The organism is Aureimonas ureilytica DSM 18598 = NBRC 106430 (assembly GCF_000382705.1).
In the GTDB taxonomy this organism is placed as follows: domain Bacteria; phylum Pseudomonadota; class Alphaproteobacteria; order Rhizobiales; family Rhizobiaceae; genus Aureimonas; species Aureimonas ureilytica.
On record NZ_ARQE01000004.1, the window covers coordinates 111,172 to 127,352 of the forward strand.

The 16,181-nt window shown below is 69.0% G+C and carries 10 protein-coding genes; 5 read left to right on the top strand and 5 right to left on the bottom strand.

All coding sequences use genetic code 11. The annotated features are described in order from the left end of the window. Window positions 1–365 precede the first annotated feature (365 nt). Complete coding sequence (locus tag B146_RS0110560; RefSeq protein WP_019996406.1) at window positions 366–4,082, bottom strand: AsmA family protein; 3,717 nt, start codon at window positions 4,080–4,082, stop codon at window positions 366–368. Between the two features lie 184 nt (window positions 4,083–4,266). On the opposite strand from B146_RS0110560, the gene B146_RS0110565 reads away from it, so the two are divergent. After that, the gene (locus B146_RS0110565) at window positions 4,267–6,897 is read left to right on the top strand and encodes an ATP-dependent helicase (protein ID WP_019996407.1); all 2,631 of its coding nucleotides are present in this window, start codon (window positions 4,267–4,269) and stop codon (window positions 6,895–6,897) included. Window positions 6,898–6,991: 94 nt separating this feature from the next. Here B146_RS0110565 and B146_RS0110570 read toward each other — a convergent pair whose 3' ends face one another. Genes B146_RS0110570 through B146_RS25690 form a run of 3 tightly spaced genes read right to left on the bottom strand, consistent with a single transcriptional unit; the run spans window position 6,992 to window position 9,505 of the window. Next, the gene (locus B146_RS0110570; RefSeq protein ID WP_019996408.1) at window positions 6,992–7,585 is read right to left on the bottom strand and encodes a hypothetical protein; all 594 of its coding nucleotides are present in this window, start codon (window positions 7,583–7,585) and stop codon (window positions 6,992–6,994) included. Next, a complete protein-coding gene (locus tag B146_RS27705) occupies window positions 7,582–8,055 on the bottom strand; it encodes a hypothetical protein (protein ID WP_019996409.1) in 474 nt (157 codons plus the stop codon). Before B146_RS27705 ends, B146_RS0110570 begins: the two co-directional genes overlap by 4 nt. 52 nt (window positions 8,056–8,107) lie before the next feature. Beyond that, window positions 8,108–9,505, bottom strand: coding sequence for a hypothetical protein (locus tag B146_RS25690; RefSeq protein WP_019996410.1), 1,398 nt, complete (start codon window positions 9,503–9,505; stop codon window positions 8,108–8,110). A 399-nt stretch (window positions 9,506–9,904) separates the two neighbouring features. Between B146_RS25690 and B146_RS25695 the strand changes: the two genes are divergently transcribed. Next, window positions 9,905–10,408 carry a BA14K family protein gene (locus tag B146_RS25695; RefSeq protein ID WP_081630962.1) on the top strand — a complete coding sequence of 168 codons (504 nt, stop codon included), beginning with the start codon at window positions 9,905–9,907 and terminating at the stop codon, window positions 10,406–10,408. A gap of 130 nt (window positions 10,409–10,538) precedes the next feature. Further along, the gene (locus B146_RS27710) at window positions 10,539–11,030 is read left to right on the top strand and encodes a BA14K family protein (RefSeq protein ID WP_019996412.1); all 492 of its coding nucleotides are present in this window, start codon (window positions 10,539–10,541) and stop codon (window positions 11,028–11,030) included. A 16-nt stretch (window positions 11,031–11,046) separates the two neighbouring features. Here B146_RS27710 and B146_RS0110595 read toward each other — a convergent pair whose 3' ends face one another. Then, entirely contained in the window at window positions 11,047–12,876 is a 1,830-nt protein-coding gene (locus B146_RS0110595) for an aminopeptidase P family protein (RefSeq protein ID WP_019996413.1), read from the bottom strand. Window positions 12,877–13,073: 197 nt separating this feature from the next. Here B146_RS0110595 and B146_RS0110600 point away from each other — a divergent pair, with 197 nt between their 5' ends. Both B146_RS0110600 and B146_RS0110605 read left to right on the top strand, forming a co-directional pair. Then, window positions 13,074–14,870, top strand: a complete 1,797-nt coding sequence (locus B146_RS0110600) for an acyl-CoA dehydrogenase C-terminal domain-containing protein (protein WP_019996414.1) — start codon at window positions 13,074–13,076, stop codon at window positions 14,868–14,870. A 46-nt stretch (window positions 14,871–14,916) separates the two neighbouring features. Continuing rightward, window positions 14,917–16,125: an acetyl-CoA C-acetyltransferase gene (locus B146_RS0110605; RefSeq protein ID WP_019996415.1), complete on the top strand. Its 1,209-nt coding sequence runs from the start codon at window positions 14,917–14,919 to the stop codon at window positions 16,123–16,125. Window positions 16,126–16,181: the final 56 nt, after the last annotated feature.

A 16,181-nucleotide genomic window follows, 5' to 3' on the forward strand; every position in this document is an offset into this window, starting at 1 on the left:
CGGAGCGTTCAGCTTCGACAGGCGCATAGGGAAAGCCTCATCGGGCGGACCGAGCCTCCACGTCATCGACGCGTTGCGGCCGGGATGAGCGACGATGCGCGGCTCGAACGACCTCAGGGAGGCCAACGGGCCGTTCGAGGACCGGTCAAAGCCGGCGGCACGTGGAGCCTGGGCCTCGCAAGGCGCAGAGCGCATTTGAACCAGTCCGCGCCCCCAAGAGGCGGCTTGGGAAATGGTACGGCGAAGGCGCTTAGGGCGTCGCGGGATGCCAAATGCGGTCGAGCCCGTTAGCACCGGCAACGCATGGGTGAGGCAGCAGCGGCGGAAGAACTGCGGTTCGACCGTCCCTCCTCTCCCAAAATCCCCTAGAACCGGGTCGGGTTCTGAACGCCCGGCAGGCTCGGGAAGGTGTTGGGCTGCACGGGCGGCGGGGCGGGCACGGCGACGGGCGGCGCTTCGAGATCGAGCCCGTCCTCGGCGCGCGACGGGCTGGGACGCGGCGGCGTGGTGGCGGCGGCGCGGGCGGCTTCCTCCGTGAGGCGACGTCGCTCGGCGGCCGCGCGCTCGGCCTCGGCCCGCTCGGCGGCCTTGCGGCGCTCGGCTTCCTCCGCTTCGGCCCGCTCGGCCGCCTTGCGACGCTCCGTCTCCTCGGCCTCGAGCCGCGCGTCGCGAATGGCCTCGCGCTGCTTCTCGCGCGCCTCGTAGAGCCGCACTTCGCGTCGAAGGCGCACGCTCTCGCGCAGCGCCTCCTCCAGGCCGCGCACGCGCGCCTGCTCGATCTGATAGGCCCGCGAGGCGAGATAGCTCGTCAGCGGCGCGACATCGCTCGTTCGACGCGGCTCCGCCAGCGTGCCCGAGAGATCATAGACGACGGCCGGATCGGGCGCGTCCACGACGTCCTCTTCCTCGGGCTTGGGAAGTGTGAGGTCGATCCGCCCCTGAAGCGCGCGATCGGCGAGCGCGATGCTCGCTTGTCCGGATAGAGCGAGTTCGCCCGCCTTCGCCTCGGCCGGCCCGATATGCAGGACGCCATTGGCGAGCCGGAGATCGGCCGAGACCGTGCCGAGGTCGAGGCTCTGGCCCGCGCTCGCCGCCGCCACGAGCGGCGCGACGCGCTCGTCGCTCGCCGAAAAGCCCGGCTCGTTGGCTTTTGCCAGAACGCTCTGCATCACGCCCGGCGAGGCGTCAGAGAGCCGCGTCTCGTGGAGGCTCGCCTCGCCCGATCCTTCGGCCGAGAGGCGCAAAGCCTGCCAGGATTGGCCGCCGGCCCGCCATGTCATGCGTCCGTCGAGCCGGCCGGACAGGATCGCGCCTACCCCCTCGCCAAGTTGCACGGGACGATCCGCGACGCGCCACGTCCATTCCGTGCCAACGAGCCCGCCGACATTGCTGAAGCGCCCGCTGCCCTCGACGCTCCCGGCGCTGATCCGCGCCGCGAATTCGCTGAGCGCGAGTTCGCTCGGTGAGCCGATCACGGTGGCTGTCAGCTCGTCCACCGCCAGGGGCGCGCCCACGAGTGCGCTGGCTTCCAGCGCGAGGCGGAACGGCCAGTTCGGCAGAAAGGGCGCCGCGAAGGGCCGCGTGTCGGCGTCCGTGCCATCCTGCGAGACGCCGGTGAGAACGGTCTTCAACCAGTCGGCGGACAGGCGATCGACGCGCAGACGGCCGATCACGTCGCTGCCGCCGGCCGCCGAAAGCTGCGCTTCGAAGCGATTGCCGGCGAGCTGCCCCTTGGCGCCGTCCAGAACCCAATCGCCCCCGAACCATTTGAGATGCGCCGAAGCCTCGGCCGGCAGCGCCTCGACGCCCTGGCCGAGCGCAAGGCCGAGCACCGTCGCCCAGAGAGCGGCATCCTCGCTCCGGCCGTCGAGCCGGGCATCGAGCGAGCGGAGCCCGCTGGCTCCGAGCGCGGCGGTTCCCTCCAGCGACACGCGGGAGCCCGGCGCCTCGGCTTTCAAGGAAACGCTCGCGCCATCGCTCGGCGCGCCGGAGGAGGAGAGCGTCAGCGACAAGGGTCCGGGCGCGCCGAGATCGAGCCCGGCGAGCCCGAGTTGCGAAAGAAGCGCCACCGGCTTTTCGTTGCGAAGCGCGAGTTCCAGGCCGAAGCGCCCGTCCTTCCAGGCAGCGGCCAGACCGTTTTCCAGCGCGAGCTTGGCGGAAACGTCCGTCTCGCCTGCCTTGCCGGAGAGATTCGCCACGAGGTCCTCGCGGCCGGCGACGGTGATGGGCGAGGCCGTGCCGCTGAGCGCGAGGGGACCCAAAGCCCCGCCCCGCGCGGCCACGGCTTCGAGAAGCGGGCTTTCGGCCAGGCGCGCGCGCAGGAAGGCCAGAAAGCGCGCCGGGTCCTCCGCCGACACATCGAAGCTCAGGTCGGGCATGGGCGCGCCGGTGAGCGCGGCGATCGTGCCCTCGGCATGGATATCCGCGCCCACGAGCCCATTGGCGTCGAAGGCGCTGATGTCGAGAAGATCGCCGGTCAGCGCGAGATCGGCTTCCAGACTGTCGGCCTGTACGCCCTGATAGCGGAGCGGCGCGGCAGCGAATTGCAGCTCCAGCCGATCCCTCGCGCTGGTGGCGGCCGGGTGCAGCTGCGACAGCGCCAGAAGCGGTTCGAGGTCCACCGCCTCGCCGCGAAGCTCAACCGAGGTCGTGGTGCCCTCGGGGCGGACGGCGCGGGCGATCGCCCCGCGCAGCGAGCGGCCGCCGAGATCGAGTTCGAGCCCGTCGAAGCGTTGCGTGGCGGCCGTAAGGTCCACCTTGCTCTGGAGGCCCGCCTGCGAAAGCTGCGCGAGCGCGCCGACATCGCCGAGCCCCGCCCAGGTGAAGAAGGTGGCGGGCTGGCGCGCGGCCACCAGAAGCGAGCCGCGAAAGCCCGGCGTTTGTCCGAGTTCCGCCAGCCCCGAGGCTTCCACCAGCGTGCGCCCCGGAAACTCGCCCGACATGCGCTCGATCGACCAGCCCTCTTGCGAGGGCGAGCCGGAAAAGCGCACCTCGCGAATGGGCGTGTCGCCGATCGTGACGATCGGCAGGGCGAGGCGCACCCGGCCCGGCAGCGGGCTCGCCGGCAGGCGCGACAGCGCCGCGCGCACCGCCTCGACCCGCGCGGCAAGGCTCGGCGCCGCGCCGCCGGGGTTGGCGGAGGCCGGGGCGAGCCGGTCGAGATCGATGTCCTGGCCGGACAGATCGACGTCGAAATGCGGGATCGGCGCAAAGCTGAGCGAGGCCGCGCCGGTCACGAGATAGGGCGCCTCGCCCTCCCCGACGGAGGCCCGCAGATCCGACAGGGCGACGCGCTGGGGCGAAAGCTGGAAACCTCCCTGCATCTGGATCGCCGGCCAGCCGGCGGCGGCGCCGGCAAGCGGCGTGCGCAACGCCAGGGTGCCGTCGAGAAGTGGCTTGTCGGCGGCGCCCGACGCGATGCCCGCCACCGTCACGGACAGGCTCGGCGCGTCGCCCTCCACCGTGACGCGGACCGGCAGCGTCCCGTCGCCGGGCGCGACGCCGGTGGACAGGCTCACCCGCAGCGGCCGGCCGTCGAGGGAAAGCATTCCCGTCCCGGAAATCGGCCCGAGCAGAGAGCGGGCCGACAGATCGGCGTCGATCGCGTCGAGCCGCACGCGCCGGTCGAGGCGACGGTCGGTCAGGAGCACCGTTCCGTCGGCAATGCGGACCTTTTCGAACACGACCGGCAGGCTGGTGGACAGGCTGGAGGTCGCGATCGGCCAGCGGACGCGGCCGCCCGCATCGATGGAAAGGAAGAGCTGCGGCGCGTCGAGCTCGGTGTCGAAGATGCGCACTTCGCCCGACAGGAAGGGCGCGAGTTCGGCATCCATCTTGAAGGCCGACACGGTCAGGATCGGGTCTTGCGGGTCCCCCACCACGACATCGTTGAAGGCGATCGAGGGAAACGGCAGAAGCTGGGCGGACACCGCGCCGCGCACGGCGACCGGGCGGCCGACGAGGCGCGAGGCTTCGGTCTCGAACGCGGTCCGGTATCCCGTCCAGTCCACGAAGCGCGGACCGACGAGAAGCACCAGCAGACACGCGATCAACAAGCCGCCGAGGACGATAAACAGCCGCAACGCTTCGAATTTCCCTTGCCGCGTCGAATCACGGGGCGGTCGGCCCCTCCTGGCCCAAACCCTAGCAGGTCCGCCCCGCGCCGGTCATGCGGCTTGCGCGCCGCGCCGATCAACTCGAGCCGGCGGTGTCGCGAGCCGCCTTGTTCCCCTAGTGTTCCCCGCAGAATCCATTAAGTAGTCCGCCATGACCGACCCGTCCGATCCGTTCGCGCCGCCCGCCCCGAAGAAACCCGGCATCGCCGCCCGCGCCCTCGCCGCCCGTGGCGGGCCGGTGGGCGCGCCCGTCGCGGATTACCTTTCGGGCCTGAACCCCGAACAGCGCGCCGCCGTGGAAACCACGGAAGGCCCGGTCCTGGTTCTGGCGGGCGCGGGCACGGGCAAGACGCGCGTTCTGACGACGCGCATCGCCCATATCCTGTCGCAGCGCCTCGCCTACCCCTCGCAGATCCTGGCCGTGACCTTCACCAACAAGGCCGCGCGCGAGATGAAGACGCGCATCGGGCTTCTCGTCGGCGGCGAGGTCGAGGGGATGCCCTGGCTCGGCACGTTCCACTCGATCGGCGTGAAGATCCTGCGCCGCCATGCCGAGCTGGTGGGGCTCAAATCGAACTTCACGATTCTCGACACGGACGACCAGATCCGCCTCATCAAGCAATTGCTGCAGGCGGAGAATCTCGACGACAAGCGCTGGCCGGCCCGCACCTTCGCCAATCTCCTCGACGGCTGGAAGAACAAGGGCCTGACGCCCGACACGATCCCCGAGGGCGACGCGCGCTCCTTCGGCAACGGCAAGGGGCGCGAGCTCTACCGCGCCTATCAGGCGCGGCTGGCGACGCTGAACGCCACGGATTTCGGCGATCTTCTCCTCCATCCGATCGCCATCTTCCGCGACCATCCCGACATTCTCGCCGAGTATCACAAGCGCTTCCGCTACATTCTGGTGGACGAGTATCAGGACACCAATGTCGCGCAATATCTCTGGCTGCGGCTTCTGGCGCAAAGCTCGGAGGTGCGCCGGCAGGCGGGCCAGGAGACGGTGAATGTCTGCTGCGTCGGCGACGACGACCAGTCGATCTATGGCTGGCGCGGCGCGGAGGTGGACAACATCCTGCGCTTCGAGAAGGACTTTCCGGGCGCGACCGTGATCCGGCTGGAGCGCAACTATCGCTCCACGGCGCATATCCTGGGCGCCGCCTCCGGCCTCATCGCCGTCAACGAGGATCGGCTCGGCAAGACGCTCTTCACCGATTTCCACGACCCCGAGCACGAAAAGGTCTCGGTCAACGCCGGCTGGGACTCGGAAGAGGAAGCGCGCACGATCGGCGAGGAGATCGAGCAGCTTCAGCACAAGGGCCACAAGCTGAACGACATGGCGATCCTCGTGCGTGCCTCGTTCCAGATGCGCGAGTTCGAAGATCGCTTCGTCACGCTCGGCCTGAATTATCGCGTCATCGGCGGCCCGCGCTTCTACGAGCGGCAGGAAATCCGCGACGCGCTCGCCTATTTCCGCTGCGTCTGCCAGCCGGCCGACGATCTGGCCTTCGAGCGCATCGTCAACACGCCCAAGCGCGGCCTCGGCGACGCGGCGCTGAAGCTGCTGCACGAATATGCCCGCGCCAAGGGAATGCCGCTTCTGGCCGCCGCCGGCGATCTCGTGCAGGGCGACGAGCTGAAGCCGCGCCCGCGCGCGGCGCTCGCCGATGTCGCGCGCAATTTCGACCGCTGGTCCGGCCTCCTCTCGACCATGCGGCATACGGACCTCGCCGAGATGATCCTCGACGAATCCGGCTACACGGAAATGTGGCAGGCGGACCGCTCGGCCGAAGCGCCGGGGCGGCTGGAAAACCTGAAGGAGCTCATCCGCTCCATGGACGATTACGAAAGCCTGCCCGGCTTTCTGGAGCATATCGCCCTCGTCATGGACACCGAGCAGAACGCCGAGACCGACGCGGTCTCGATCATGACGCTGCACTCGGCCAAGGGCCTGGAATTCGAGACCGTGTTCCTGCCCGGCTGGGAGGAAGGCCTGTTTCCGCATCAGCGCTCGCTCGACGAGGGCGGGCGCTCGGGGCTCGAGGAGGAACGGCGTCTTGCCTATGTCGGCATCACGCGCGGCAAGCGGCGGGTGAAGATCACCTTCGTGTCCAACCGCCGCATCCACGGCATGTGGCAGACCACCATTCCCTCGCGCTTTCTGGACGAGCTGCCGGAGGACCATGTCGAGGTGATCGAGGCCTCCGCGTCCTATGGCGGCTACGGCGCCGGCGGCATGGGCGGCTATGGCGCCTCGCGCTGGGACGCGAACGCCTTTTCCGCCTCCTCCTACGGCACGCCCGGCTGGCGCCGCGCGCAGGCGGCCGGCGGCATGGGCGGGTCCGGCACCTATGAGGGCGGGCGCGGCCGGCGCATCGAATATAACGAGGGCGGCGTATCGGGTTCGGGCGCGCGGGCTTCCGCCACCGCCGACAAGTATATTTCCCGCGATGGCGGCGCGGGCTCGTCCGAGCGCAGCGGTTTTGCCGGACGGCTCGAAGAGCCCCATTCCGCGCAGCGCTCGCGCGGCTCCAACCAGCCGCCGCGCAAGGGCGGCGGGCTCTATTCCTCGGCCAAGAGCGGCGGCCCGCGCGAGATCGAGGGCACGCTCGTCGCCAAGTCGGTGGCCGACGAGGAAAGCCGCTTCGCCATCGGCGACCGCGTCTTCCACATGAAGTTCGGCAACGGAACCGTGGCGATCGTGGAGGGCAACAAGCTCACGGTGGATTTCGACCGGGCGGGCCAGAAGCGGGTTCTGGACGGGTTCGTCTCGGCGATCTGACGGCGCTTCGCCTTCCAACGAAAACGCCCGGTTCCCCTCATGGGAAACCGGGCGTTTCTTTTTCCAAGGCTGCGCGCGTGGCGCTAGCCTAGTGTCAGGACAGGCCGGCCAGAAGCTCGTGGACGCGGCGCAGATAGGCCTCGGCCTGCTGGGCGCGCGCTTCGGCCTCTTCGGCCCGTTGCTCGGCGCGCTTGGCGCGCACATTTGTTTCCCACTCGTTGTATTCGGCGTTGCGCAGCGCGACTTCGGCGCCGGCGATCTTCTCGTCCGCCTGCTTCAGGCGCTCTTCCAGCATCAGGATCTGCGACTGGGCACGCTGATGCTCCTCGGCGGCGCGGTCGGCGAGAGCCCGGTTCTGCTTTTCGAGCTGAACGAAGCGCTTCTCGTAGCTGCGGATCGTGCCGGCCGCCTGCTCCACCATGGTGAGCGTCTGCGTCCAGTCTCCACCCGGCGCGTCGAGCGGCAGCTTGGCGGGCTGCACCAGTTCCGTCGACGGAGCGACGGGCACGACGCCGCTGCCCTCGTTGGCGGGGGGCGGAATATCACCCTCGCGCAGCGGCAGGGGTTCGCCGCCCCGGAACAGGCTGCCGAGTTCCTCGGCGGCCATGTCGAACAGCGCGGACGGGCGATCGGGCTGGCCCGGATCGAGGTCCAGATCGTCCGAAACCTCGGTGCGGATCGCGCTCATTCGTCATCTCCCTGCGTCGTGCCGAGGAACGCGGCCCGAAGGTCCGCTTCGACCTGTGCGTCGTCATTGTCCGAGCCGACGACCTTGCTGAAACTGCCGATGATGGCGTCGTGCATCTTGGCGAGCCAGGCTTCGGCCTCGCTGGCGCGGGCCTCGGCCCGGCGCGCCCGCGCTTCCGACTCGGCAAGGCGCACTTCGGTTTCGTCGAGCTGCTCCTGAAGCGAGCGGATTTCCTCGGCCGCGCGCTCGGCTTCCAGACGATGCTCGATCTCGAGTTCCGTCGCGCGCTCGTCGCGGATGCGGATCGCCTCGCTCGCCTCGCGCACGAGGTCGAGCGCCGCCGACCAGTCCCGCTTCGGCTCGCCGCCCGGCGCGACCAGCGAGTAGTTCGGCTCGCCCCGGTCCTCGGCCATGTCGGCGAGGCTCTGACGCAGGCTCAGGCCGATCTCCTCGTTTCCTCTGATGGTCATGCGTCGGTTTCCCCTCGTCCCTTGCCGCAGTCCTCGAAACGCCCGAAAGCGCTCAATCGTTCTTGTCGGGCGCCGTGAAGGGGCGCACGTTGGATGGCTTCTCCTCGCGCGCGACCGGCTCGGACGGCAGGTCGATCGCCCCCTCGCCATGGCGAAGCCGCGTCGCGCGCTTCAGGCTTTCGTTCTGCCGCTGCAGCGCGGAGCGACTTTCGCGGGCGATGTCGAGCGCACCTTGGGCAAGTGTGCGTTCGGCGCGCTCGTTCTGCAACTCCTCGATCAAACGACGGTTAGCGACCTCGAGCGCCATGCGCTCCTGCTCGAAGCGGAGCGTCAGCGCCTCGACGCGGTCCGACAGGTTGGCCGCGCGCGCATTGACGCTTTCGAGCGAGGCGTCCTTGGCCGCCAGCGCCTTCACCAGCATGTCGCAGCGCGCTTCCATCTCGTTGCGGCCCTTGTCGGCCTCCCCGAGCATGGTGGACAGGCGCCCATTGTCAGCGCGCAGGCTCTCGACGCGGCGCTCCAGGGTGATGCGGTCGGCGGAGGCTTCCTTCACCGCGCGGTCGGCCGAGCGCACGGTTTCCTCGCGCTCGCGCAACTGGTTGCGCACCTGCACGAGAATCTGATCGGTGGCCGCCAGCCGGGCGGTCAGCGTCTCGATCTTCATGGTGGAATTGGCGCGCTCGGTCTTCAGCGCGCCGAGATCGGCCTCGTGCTGGGCGACGCTGCGCTGGCGCGCGGCCTGTTCGGAGGCGAGCTGCGTTTCCAGCGTGGAGATGGTCTGGAGATTCTGATCGACCTGCTGCTCGATCTCGCTCAGCCGGCCATAGAGGCCGACGAGCTCGGCCGATTGTTCCTCGGCCAGAAGCTGCAGGCGGCGGTTCTCCCCGTCGAGAATCTGCCGCTTCTCCTCGGTTTCGGCGAGCATCCGCTCGGCCTCGTTGAGGGCCTGCTCCGAAATCTGCGCTTCGGCGCGCAGCGTCTTCACTTCGAGCGACAGCGACTGGTTCTGCTCGACCTCGGCGAGGAGCTGGCGCTCCAGCGCATTGGCATGCGAGGTGCGCTCGCGCAGCGACAGGCGCTGCTCGTCCATCAGCGTCTCGTTCTCGCGCAGCGTCGCTTCGAGACGGCCGACGCGGCCCGAGGCGGCGTTGAGATCGGCGAGCGCCTGCGAATTGCGGCTGAGAAGATCGTCCACCTCGCGGCGAAGCGACTGGTTGCCGTCGACTTCCTGCGACAGGAGCGCTTCGAGCTCCAGAACCCGCGCCTTGGTCTGCGACAGTTCGCCGGCGATCGTCTCGATCGGCGCGATCAGAAGCGAGAAGTCGTCGGTCAGGGTGCGCAGCTCGCCGAGGCGCTCCGACATCTCGCCGATCCGCACCCGCAGCATCTCGTTGCGCTGGCCGATGCCGTCGAGGGGCGGCAGGACGCTTGCCGCGGGTTTGGTCTCCACGGGGGGCGCTCTCCAAACGGGCGGGGCCGGCGGTTGTGCCTGCGGCGGGGCCGGCGCCCGCGCTTCGCCTTCCACGGCGCCGACCGTGTCCGGTCGATGTCCGCCGAGCCGGAACAGGAAGGACAAAGGTGACGTCATGGAACGGGACCCCGGAGGCAGCGGCTTCACGCTCTGTCTTGACGCCTCGGGGGCGGGGACGCAATTGGATTAAGATTTCCGAAACGAAGTTTTCCTCAAATTGTCGTTTTGAAACCTCACTCATTCGTCACCCGAACGACGATGTTCCGCCGCGTTATCACGCGGAAATGATGGCGCGAACCCGAGTCCCGAGGCCGTTCAGGAACCGTTCAGGTCCGACCTTGTTTTTAAGGAACTCGAACAATCCAGCCGGAGTGAATCATGCGCATCGCAAGAATGCTCGGGGGTAAGGTCTTGGCCGTCGCCATTGCGCTGACGATGCTGCCCGCCGCCCTCCCGGCCAATGTCCCGCTCGTGGGCGGCAGCGCCGCCAAGGCCGATCCCTATTGGGGCGGCCATGGCCGACACCATTACCGTGGCGGCGGCTATTATCGCGGCGGGCCCGGCTATTACGGCGGTCCTCGCTACTATGGCGGCCCTCGTTATTATGGCGGCCAGCGCTATTACGGCGGCCCGCGCCATTATCGCCGCCACAACAATGGCGGCGCGGCCGTCGCGGGCGCGATTCTCGGCCTCGGCGTCGGTGCGGCCATCGCCAGCGCCAACCAGCCGCGCTACGTCGCGCCGCGCTATGCCGCGCCGAGCTACGGTCTGCGTCCGTGGACGCCGGAATGGTACCGCTATTGCTCGAACCGCTACCGCTCGTTCGACGCGCGTTCGGGCACGTTCCAGCCCTATAACGGCCCGCGCCAGATGTGCCGCTGAGCGGCATCCAACGACATGAGAACGGCCGCGCCCTGCTCCGGGCGCGGCCGTTCTTCGTTGGAGGAACCGCCGAGCCCCGCGCCGCATTTCCCTTTCACAAGGTTGACGCAAGGGCTGGGGAGGCGGCGACATGAAGACGCAGTGGGGACTGAAGCTGGCGGCGGTGGCGCTTTTCGGAGCGATTGCGGGATCGATCGGCCTGCCGGCGCAGGCCTCGGCCGGCGAGTTCGTCGGGCTCGATCCCTATAACCGCCCGGTCTATGCGCGCGACGCGCGCTTCCCCATCGTGCCGAGCATCGTCACCGGCCCTCATTATCGCAAGACGGTCGGCCAGTTCGGCGGCCCTGCGGTGGCCGGCCCGCTCTACTACGCGACGCCCGCGCCCCCGGTGCCCGGCTTCTATCGTCCCGACCCCCTCGTGGAAGCGGGCGCGACGCTCGCCTTCGACCAGAACGCCGCGCTCGCCCGCGCCGAAACCGTGCGGCGGATCGAGCGCGGGAGCGCCCGCCCCGCGCCCTTCAGCGGCGAATGGTATCGCTATTGCGAAACGCGCTACCGCTCCTTCGACCGCGAAACCGGAACCTTCCAGCCGAACGCAGGCCCGCGCCGCCTCTGCCGCTGACGGCCAGCGTCCCCTGTCAAAGCGGCAAAGGACGGGTCGCGAGGTCGAGCCAGCGGCGATCCTCCTCGCTGTCGAGGCGCGGGCCGATCCGGGCCGCGACCTCGGCATGGTAGCCATTCAGCCATTCGATCTCGCCCGGCTCCAGAAGCGAGCGCACCACGAGGCGGCGGTCGATCGGCACGAAGGTCAGCGTTTCGAACCCATGCATCGGCAGGTCGCCGCCCTCGATCGGCGCGGCCTCCAGCGTGAGAAGCAGGTTCTCGATGCGGATGCCGAAGGCCCCTTCCCGATAATAGCCGGGCTCGTCGGACAGGATCATGCCGGGCTCCAGGACCGCCATGCCCCGGCGCGAGATGGATTGCGGCCCCTCGTGAACCGCCAGGAACGAGCCGATTCCATGGCCCGTGCCATGCGCGAAATCGCAGCCCGCGCGCCAGAGCGCGATGCGCGCGAGCGGGTCGAGATCAACCCCGCGCGTGCCCTTGGGAAAGCGGGCCGTGGCGATGGCGATCATGCCCTTGAGCACCAGCGTGAATTTCCGGCGCGCCTCGTCCGGCACCACGCCGACCGCCACGGTGCGGGTGATATCGGTGGTGCCGTCCTGATATTGCGCGCCGGAATCAATCAGGAAAATCTCGCCGTCACTGATCGTGCGGTTGGAAGCGCGGTTGACCCGGTAGTGCGGCAGCGCCGCGTTGGGGCCGGCGGCCGAGATCGTGTCGAAGGAAAGATCGCGCAGCGGCATCCCGTCGCGCTCGCCGAACTCCGCGCGGATGGCTTCGAGCTTCTGCGCGGCGTCGATCTCGGTGATCGTGCCGGCGGGCTGGCGGTCGAGCCAGGACAGGAAGGCGACCATCGCCGCCCCATCGCGCAGATGCGCGCGGCGCGAGCCCTCGATCTCGACCGGGTTCTTGCGGGCGCGCGGCAGCCGGGCGGGGTCTTCCTTCTCCACCACGCGGCCGCCTGCCTCCGCGACGATCCGCGCCAGCCGCTCCGCTGCGAGGGCCGGATCGAGCATTACCGCCTTGTCGCGCGCGAAATCCGCGAGCTGCAGTTCCAACTGATCCGGCGCCTCGATCTCGACGAGATCGGACAGATAGGCGCGCGCCTCGGCGTCGAGCTTGCCCGCGTCGATGAAGAGGGTTGGCCGCCCCTCGTTCGGCACCAGCGCGAAGGACAAGGGCAGCGGCGTGTGGGCGACGTCGCCGCCGCGAATGTTGAAGACCCAGGCGACCGAACTCGGATCGGTCAGCACCACCGCATCGGCCTTGGCGACGTCGAGCGCCTTGCGGAGGATCGCGAGCTTCTCGGCCGCCTCGACGCCGGCATAGGCGACGGGCTGGAGAGTGACGCGGCCCTTCGGCGCACTCGGCCGCGACTGCCAGATGCGATCCACCGGATTGTGCGGGAGAGGCACGAGCGCGCCGCCCGCCGCCTCCATGGCCTTGGAGAGCGCCTTCACCTCGGCGATCGTGTGCAGCCAGGGGTCGACGCCGATGCGAAGGCCCTTGGCGTGCTCGCCGAGATAGGTGGCGAGCGGCGTGTCTACCGAGCTTTCCGGCGCGAACACGGCGCCGTCGATCTGCGCGCGCGCCTGCACCGTGTAGCGCCCGTCCACGAAGAGGGCGGCGCTGCCCGGCAGCACCAGCGCGGTGCCGGCCGAGCCGGTGAAGCCGGTCATCCAGCGCAAGCGGTCGGCGGAAGGCGGGATGTATTCGCCCTGGTGCTCGTCGGCGCGCGGGATCACGAATCCGTCGACGCCCGCTTCGCGAAGCGCGGCCCGCAGGCGCTCGACCCGCGAGGCCGTTTCAGTGGCGTCGGACGTGTCGTCGAAATCCTGGAACATGGCGGCCTTCCCCGGTTCAGGGCAACGCGGCGCCGGGAGGCGCCCTGCCCCGTTTCCCCCGTCTGTTTCAAATCCCCTGGCCGGGCTCAAGCGAAAAAAGGATCGCCGGCGGGCGCTTGCGCGGATCGCGGAGGCTGGCTATGTTCGATCTTACGTTTACGCAAACGTCAAAGTTGCTCTACCGGGGAGGGTTCGCGATGCCGGTCTACCAGGCGCCCGTGGCCGATACGCTGTTCGTGCTCAATGATCTCTTGGGAATGGAGCGGCACAGCAACCTGCCCGCTTTCGCCGAAGCCTCGCCCGACATCGTGGAAGCCGTGCTCGGCGAAGCCGGGCGCTTCGCGCAGGAGGTGTTCTTTCCGCTGAACCAGTCGGGCGACCGCGAGGGCTGCCACCGCGCCGACGACGGTTCGGTGACGACGCCGAAGGGATTCCGCGAAGCCTACCAGCAGTTCCGCGAGGCGGGCTGGGGCGGGCTTTCGATCGACGCCGCCTATGGCGGCCAGGGCCTGCCGCATACGGTCGCGGCCGCCGTCAACGAATATCTCTCCTCCGCCAACATGGCCTTCGCCATGTATCCGGGCCTCACGCGCGGCGCGATCGCGGCGCTCGAACTGCACGGCACGGACGAGCAGAAGCAGCTTTATCTGCCCAAGATGGTCGAGGGCATCTGGACCGGCACGATGAACCTGACGGAGCCCCATTGCGGCACCGATCTCGGCCTCCTGCGCACCAAGGCCGTGCCTCAGGGCGACGGCTCCTACCAGATCACCGGGCAGAAGATCTTCATCTCGGCCGGCGAGCACGACCTCTCCGACAACATCATCCATCTCGTTCTCGCCCGCATCGAGGGCGCGCCGGAAGGCGTGAAGGGCATTTCGCTCTTCGTGGTGCCGAAGTTCCTGCCCGACGCGTCCGGCCAGCCCGGCGCGCGCAACGCGCTCTCCTGCGGCTCGATCGAGGAGAAGATGGGCATCCACGCCAACGCCACCTGCGTCATGAACTACGACGGGGCGACGGGCTGGCTGGTTGGCGAGGCCGACAAGGGCCTGCGCGCCATGTTCACCATGATGAACGAGGCGCGGCTCGGCGTCGGCGTTCAGGGGCTCGCGGTGTCCGAGGTCGCCTATCAGAACGCTGTCGCCTATGCCCGCGAGCGCCTTCAGGGCCGCTCGCTCTCCGGCACCAAGGCGCCCGACAAGCGTGCCGATCCGATCATCGTGCACCCGGACGTGCGCCGGATGCTGATGACGATCCGCGCCGTCAACGAAGCCGGCCGCGCGCTGATCCTCTCGACCGCGCTGAAGGGCGATCTCTTCCATCTCAGCGAAGACGCCAAGGAGCGCGAGGCCGCCGACGACTGGCTCGGCCTGATGACGCCCGTGATCAAGGGCGTTCTCACTGACAAGGGCTTCGAGAACGCCGTGATGGCGCAGCAGATCTTCGGCGGCCATGGCTATATCGCCGAATGGGGCATGGAGCAGTATGTGCGCGACGCGCGCATCGCGCAGATCTACGAGGGCGCCAACGGCATCCAGGCGCTCGATCTCGTCGGCCGCAAGCTGGCGCTGAACAACGGCCGGGCGGTGCAGAGCTTCTTTGCCGAAGTCGGCGCCTTCTGCGAGACGCACCGCGCCGACGAGCGCATGGCGCCCTTCACCAAGGGCCTGAAGAAGGGCCTGAACGACCTGCAGGCGGCGACGCTCTGGCTGATGGGCAACGCCATGGGCAAGCCCGACAATGCCGGCGCGGCCTCGACCGACTACATGCACCTGTTCGGCCTCGTGGCGCTCGGCTACATGTGGGGGCAGATGGCGAAGGTGGCGTCCGACAAGCTCAGCGAGGGAGGAGCCGTGAACGCGGAGTTCCTGGAAGCCAAGCTCGTGACGGCGCGCTTCTTCATGGACCGCCTGATGCCGGAAACCGCCGCGCATCTTGCCCGCATCTCGTCGGGCTCCACCTCGACCATGGCGCTGGATGCCGGCGCTTTCTGACCCGTCCACCCGAACCGCCCCGGCCACGATCCGAAGAGAGCCTGAGATGACCGAAGCTTATATCTACGATCATGTCCGCACGCCGCGCGGCCGAGGCAAGAAGGACGGCTCCCTCCACGAGGTGCCCGCCGTTCGCCTCGCCGCCCGCGTCCTGGAATCGCTGCGCGAGCGCAACGGGCTCGACACGGCCAAGGTGGACGACATCATCTTCGGCTGCGTCGATCCGGTCGGCGAAGCCGGCTCGGTGATCCCCAAGGCTGCCGCCTTCGAGGCGGGCTACGATTTCGCCGCGCCCGGCATGCAGATCTCGCGCTTCTGCGCGTCCGGCCTCGACGCGGTGAATCTCGGCGCGTCCAAGATCGCCTTCGGCGCCGACGACATCGTGATCGCCGGCGGCGTGGAATCCATGTCGCGCGTCGGCATGGGCATGTCGGGCGGCGCCTGGATCATGGACCCGTCCGTCGGCATTCCCGCCTATTTCATGCCGCAGGGCATTTCGGCCGATCTGATCGCCACGAAATACGGCTTCTCGCGCGACGACGTGGACGCCTATGCCGTGGAATCGCAGCGCCGCGCGGCGGAAGCCTGGGGCGACGGGCGCTTCGCCAAATCCGTCGTCCCCGTGCGCGACCAGAACGGGCTCGTGATCCTCGACCGCGACGAGCACATGCGCCCGTCCACGGACATGCAGTCGCTCGGCAGCCTCAACGCCTCCTTCGCCATGCATGGCGAAATGGGCGGCTACGATGCGGTGGCGATCCAGGCGCATCCCGAGCTGGAAAGCGTGACCCATGTTCACCACGCCGGCAACTCGTCGGGGATCGTGGACGGCGCGGGCGCGGTGCTTCTCGGCTCCAAGCGGGCGGGCGAAACGCTCGGCCTGAAGCCGCGCGCGCGCATCCGCTCCTTCGCCAATATCGGCTCCGACCCCGCCCTGATGCTGACCGGGCCGGTGGACGTGACGAAGAAGCTTCTGGAGCGCTCCGGCATGGCGCTGTCGGATATCGACCTCTTCGAGCTGAACGAGGCCTTCGCGGCCGTGGTGCTGCGCTATCTTCAGGCCTTCGAGATCGATCCGGCCGTGATGAACGTCAATGGCGGCGCCATCGCCATGGGCCATCCGCTCGGCGCGACCGGCGCGATGATCCTCGGCACGGTGCTGGACGAGCTGGAGCGTCAGGACAAGCAGACCGCGCTCGTCACGCTCTGCATCGGCGCCGGCATGGGCACGGCCACCGTCATCGAACGCGTCTGAGGCGGGCGAGCGTGACCGCCCCTCGCCTCCTCCCGCGCCCGGCCGAACGCGTCAGG

Coding starts and splice junctions, on each gene's coding strand:
- B146_RS0110565 (WP_019996407.1), top strand. CDS start 4,267: ATGACCGACCCGTCCGATCCGTTCGCGCCGCCCGCCCCGAAGAAACCC.
- B146_RS0110570 (WP_019996408.1), bottom strand. CDS start 7,585: ATGAGCGCGATCCGCACCGAGGTTTCGGACGATCTGGACCTCGATCCG.
- B146_RS27705 (WP_019996409.1), bottom strand. CDS start 8,055: ATGACCATCAGAGGAAACGAGGAGATCGGCCTGAGCCTGCGTCAGAGC.
- B146_RS25695 (WP_081630962.1), top strand. CDS start 9,905: ATGCGCATCGCAAGAATGCTCGGGGGTAAGGTCTTGGCCGTCGCCATT.
- B146_RS27710 (WP_019996412.1), top strand. CDS start 10,539: ATGAAGACGCAGTGGGGACTGAAGCTGGCGGCGGTGGCGCTTTTCGGA.
- B146_RS0110595 (WP_019996413.1), bottom strand. CDS start 12,876: ATGTTCCAGGATTTCGACGACACGTCCGACGCCACTGAAACGGCCTCG.
- B146_RS0110600 (WP_019996414.1), top strand. CDS start 13,074: ATGCCGGTCTACCAGGCGCCCGTGGCCGATACGCTGTTCGTGCTCAAT.
- B146_RS0110605 (WP_019996415.1), top strand. CDS start 14,917: ATGACCGAAGCTTATATCTACGATCATGTCCGCACGCCGCGCGGCCGA.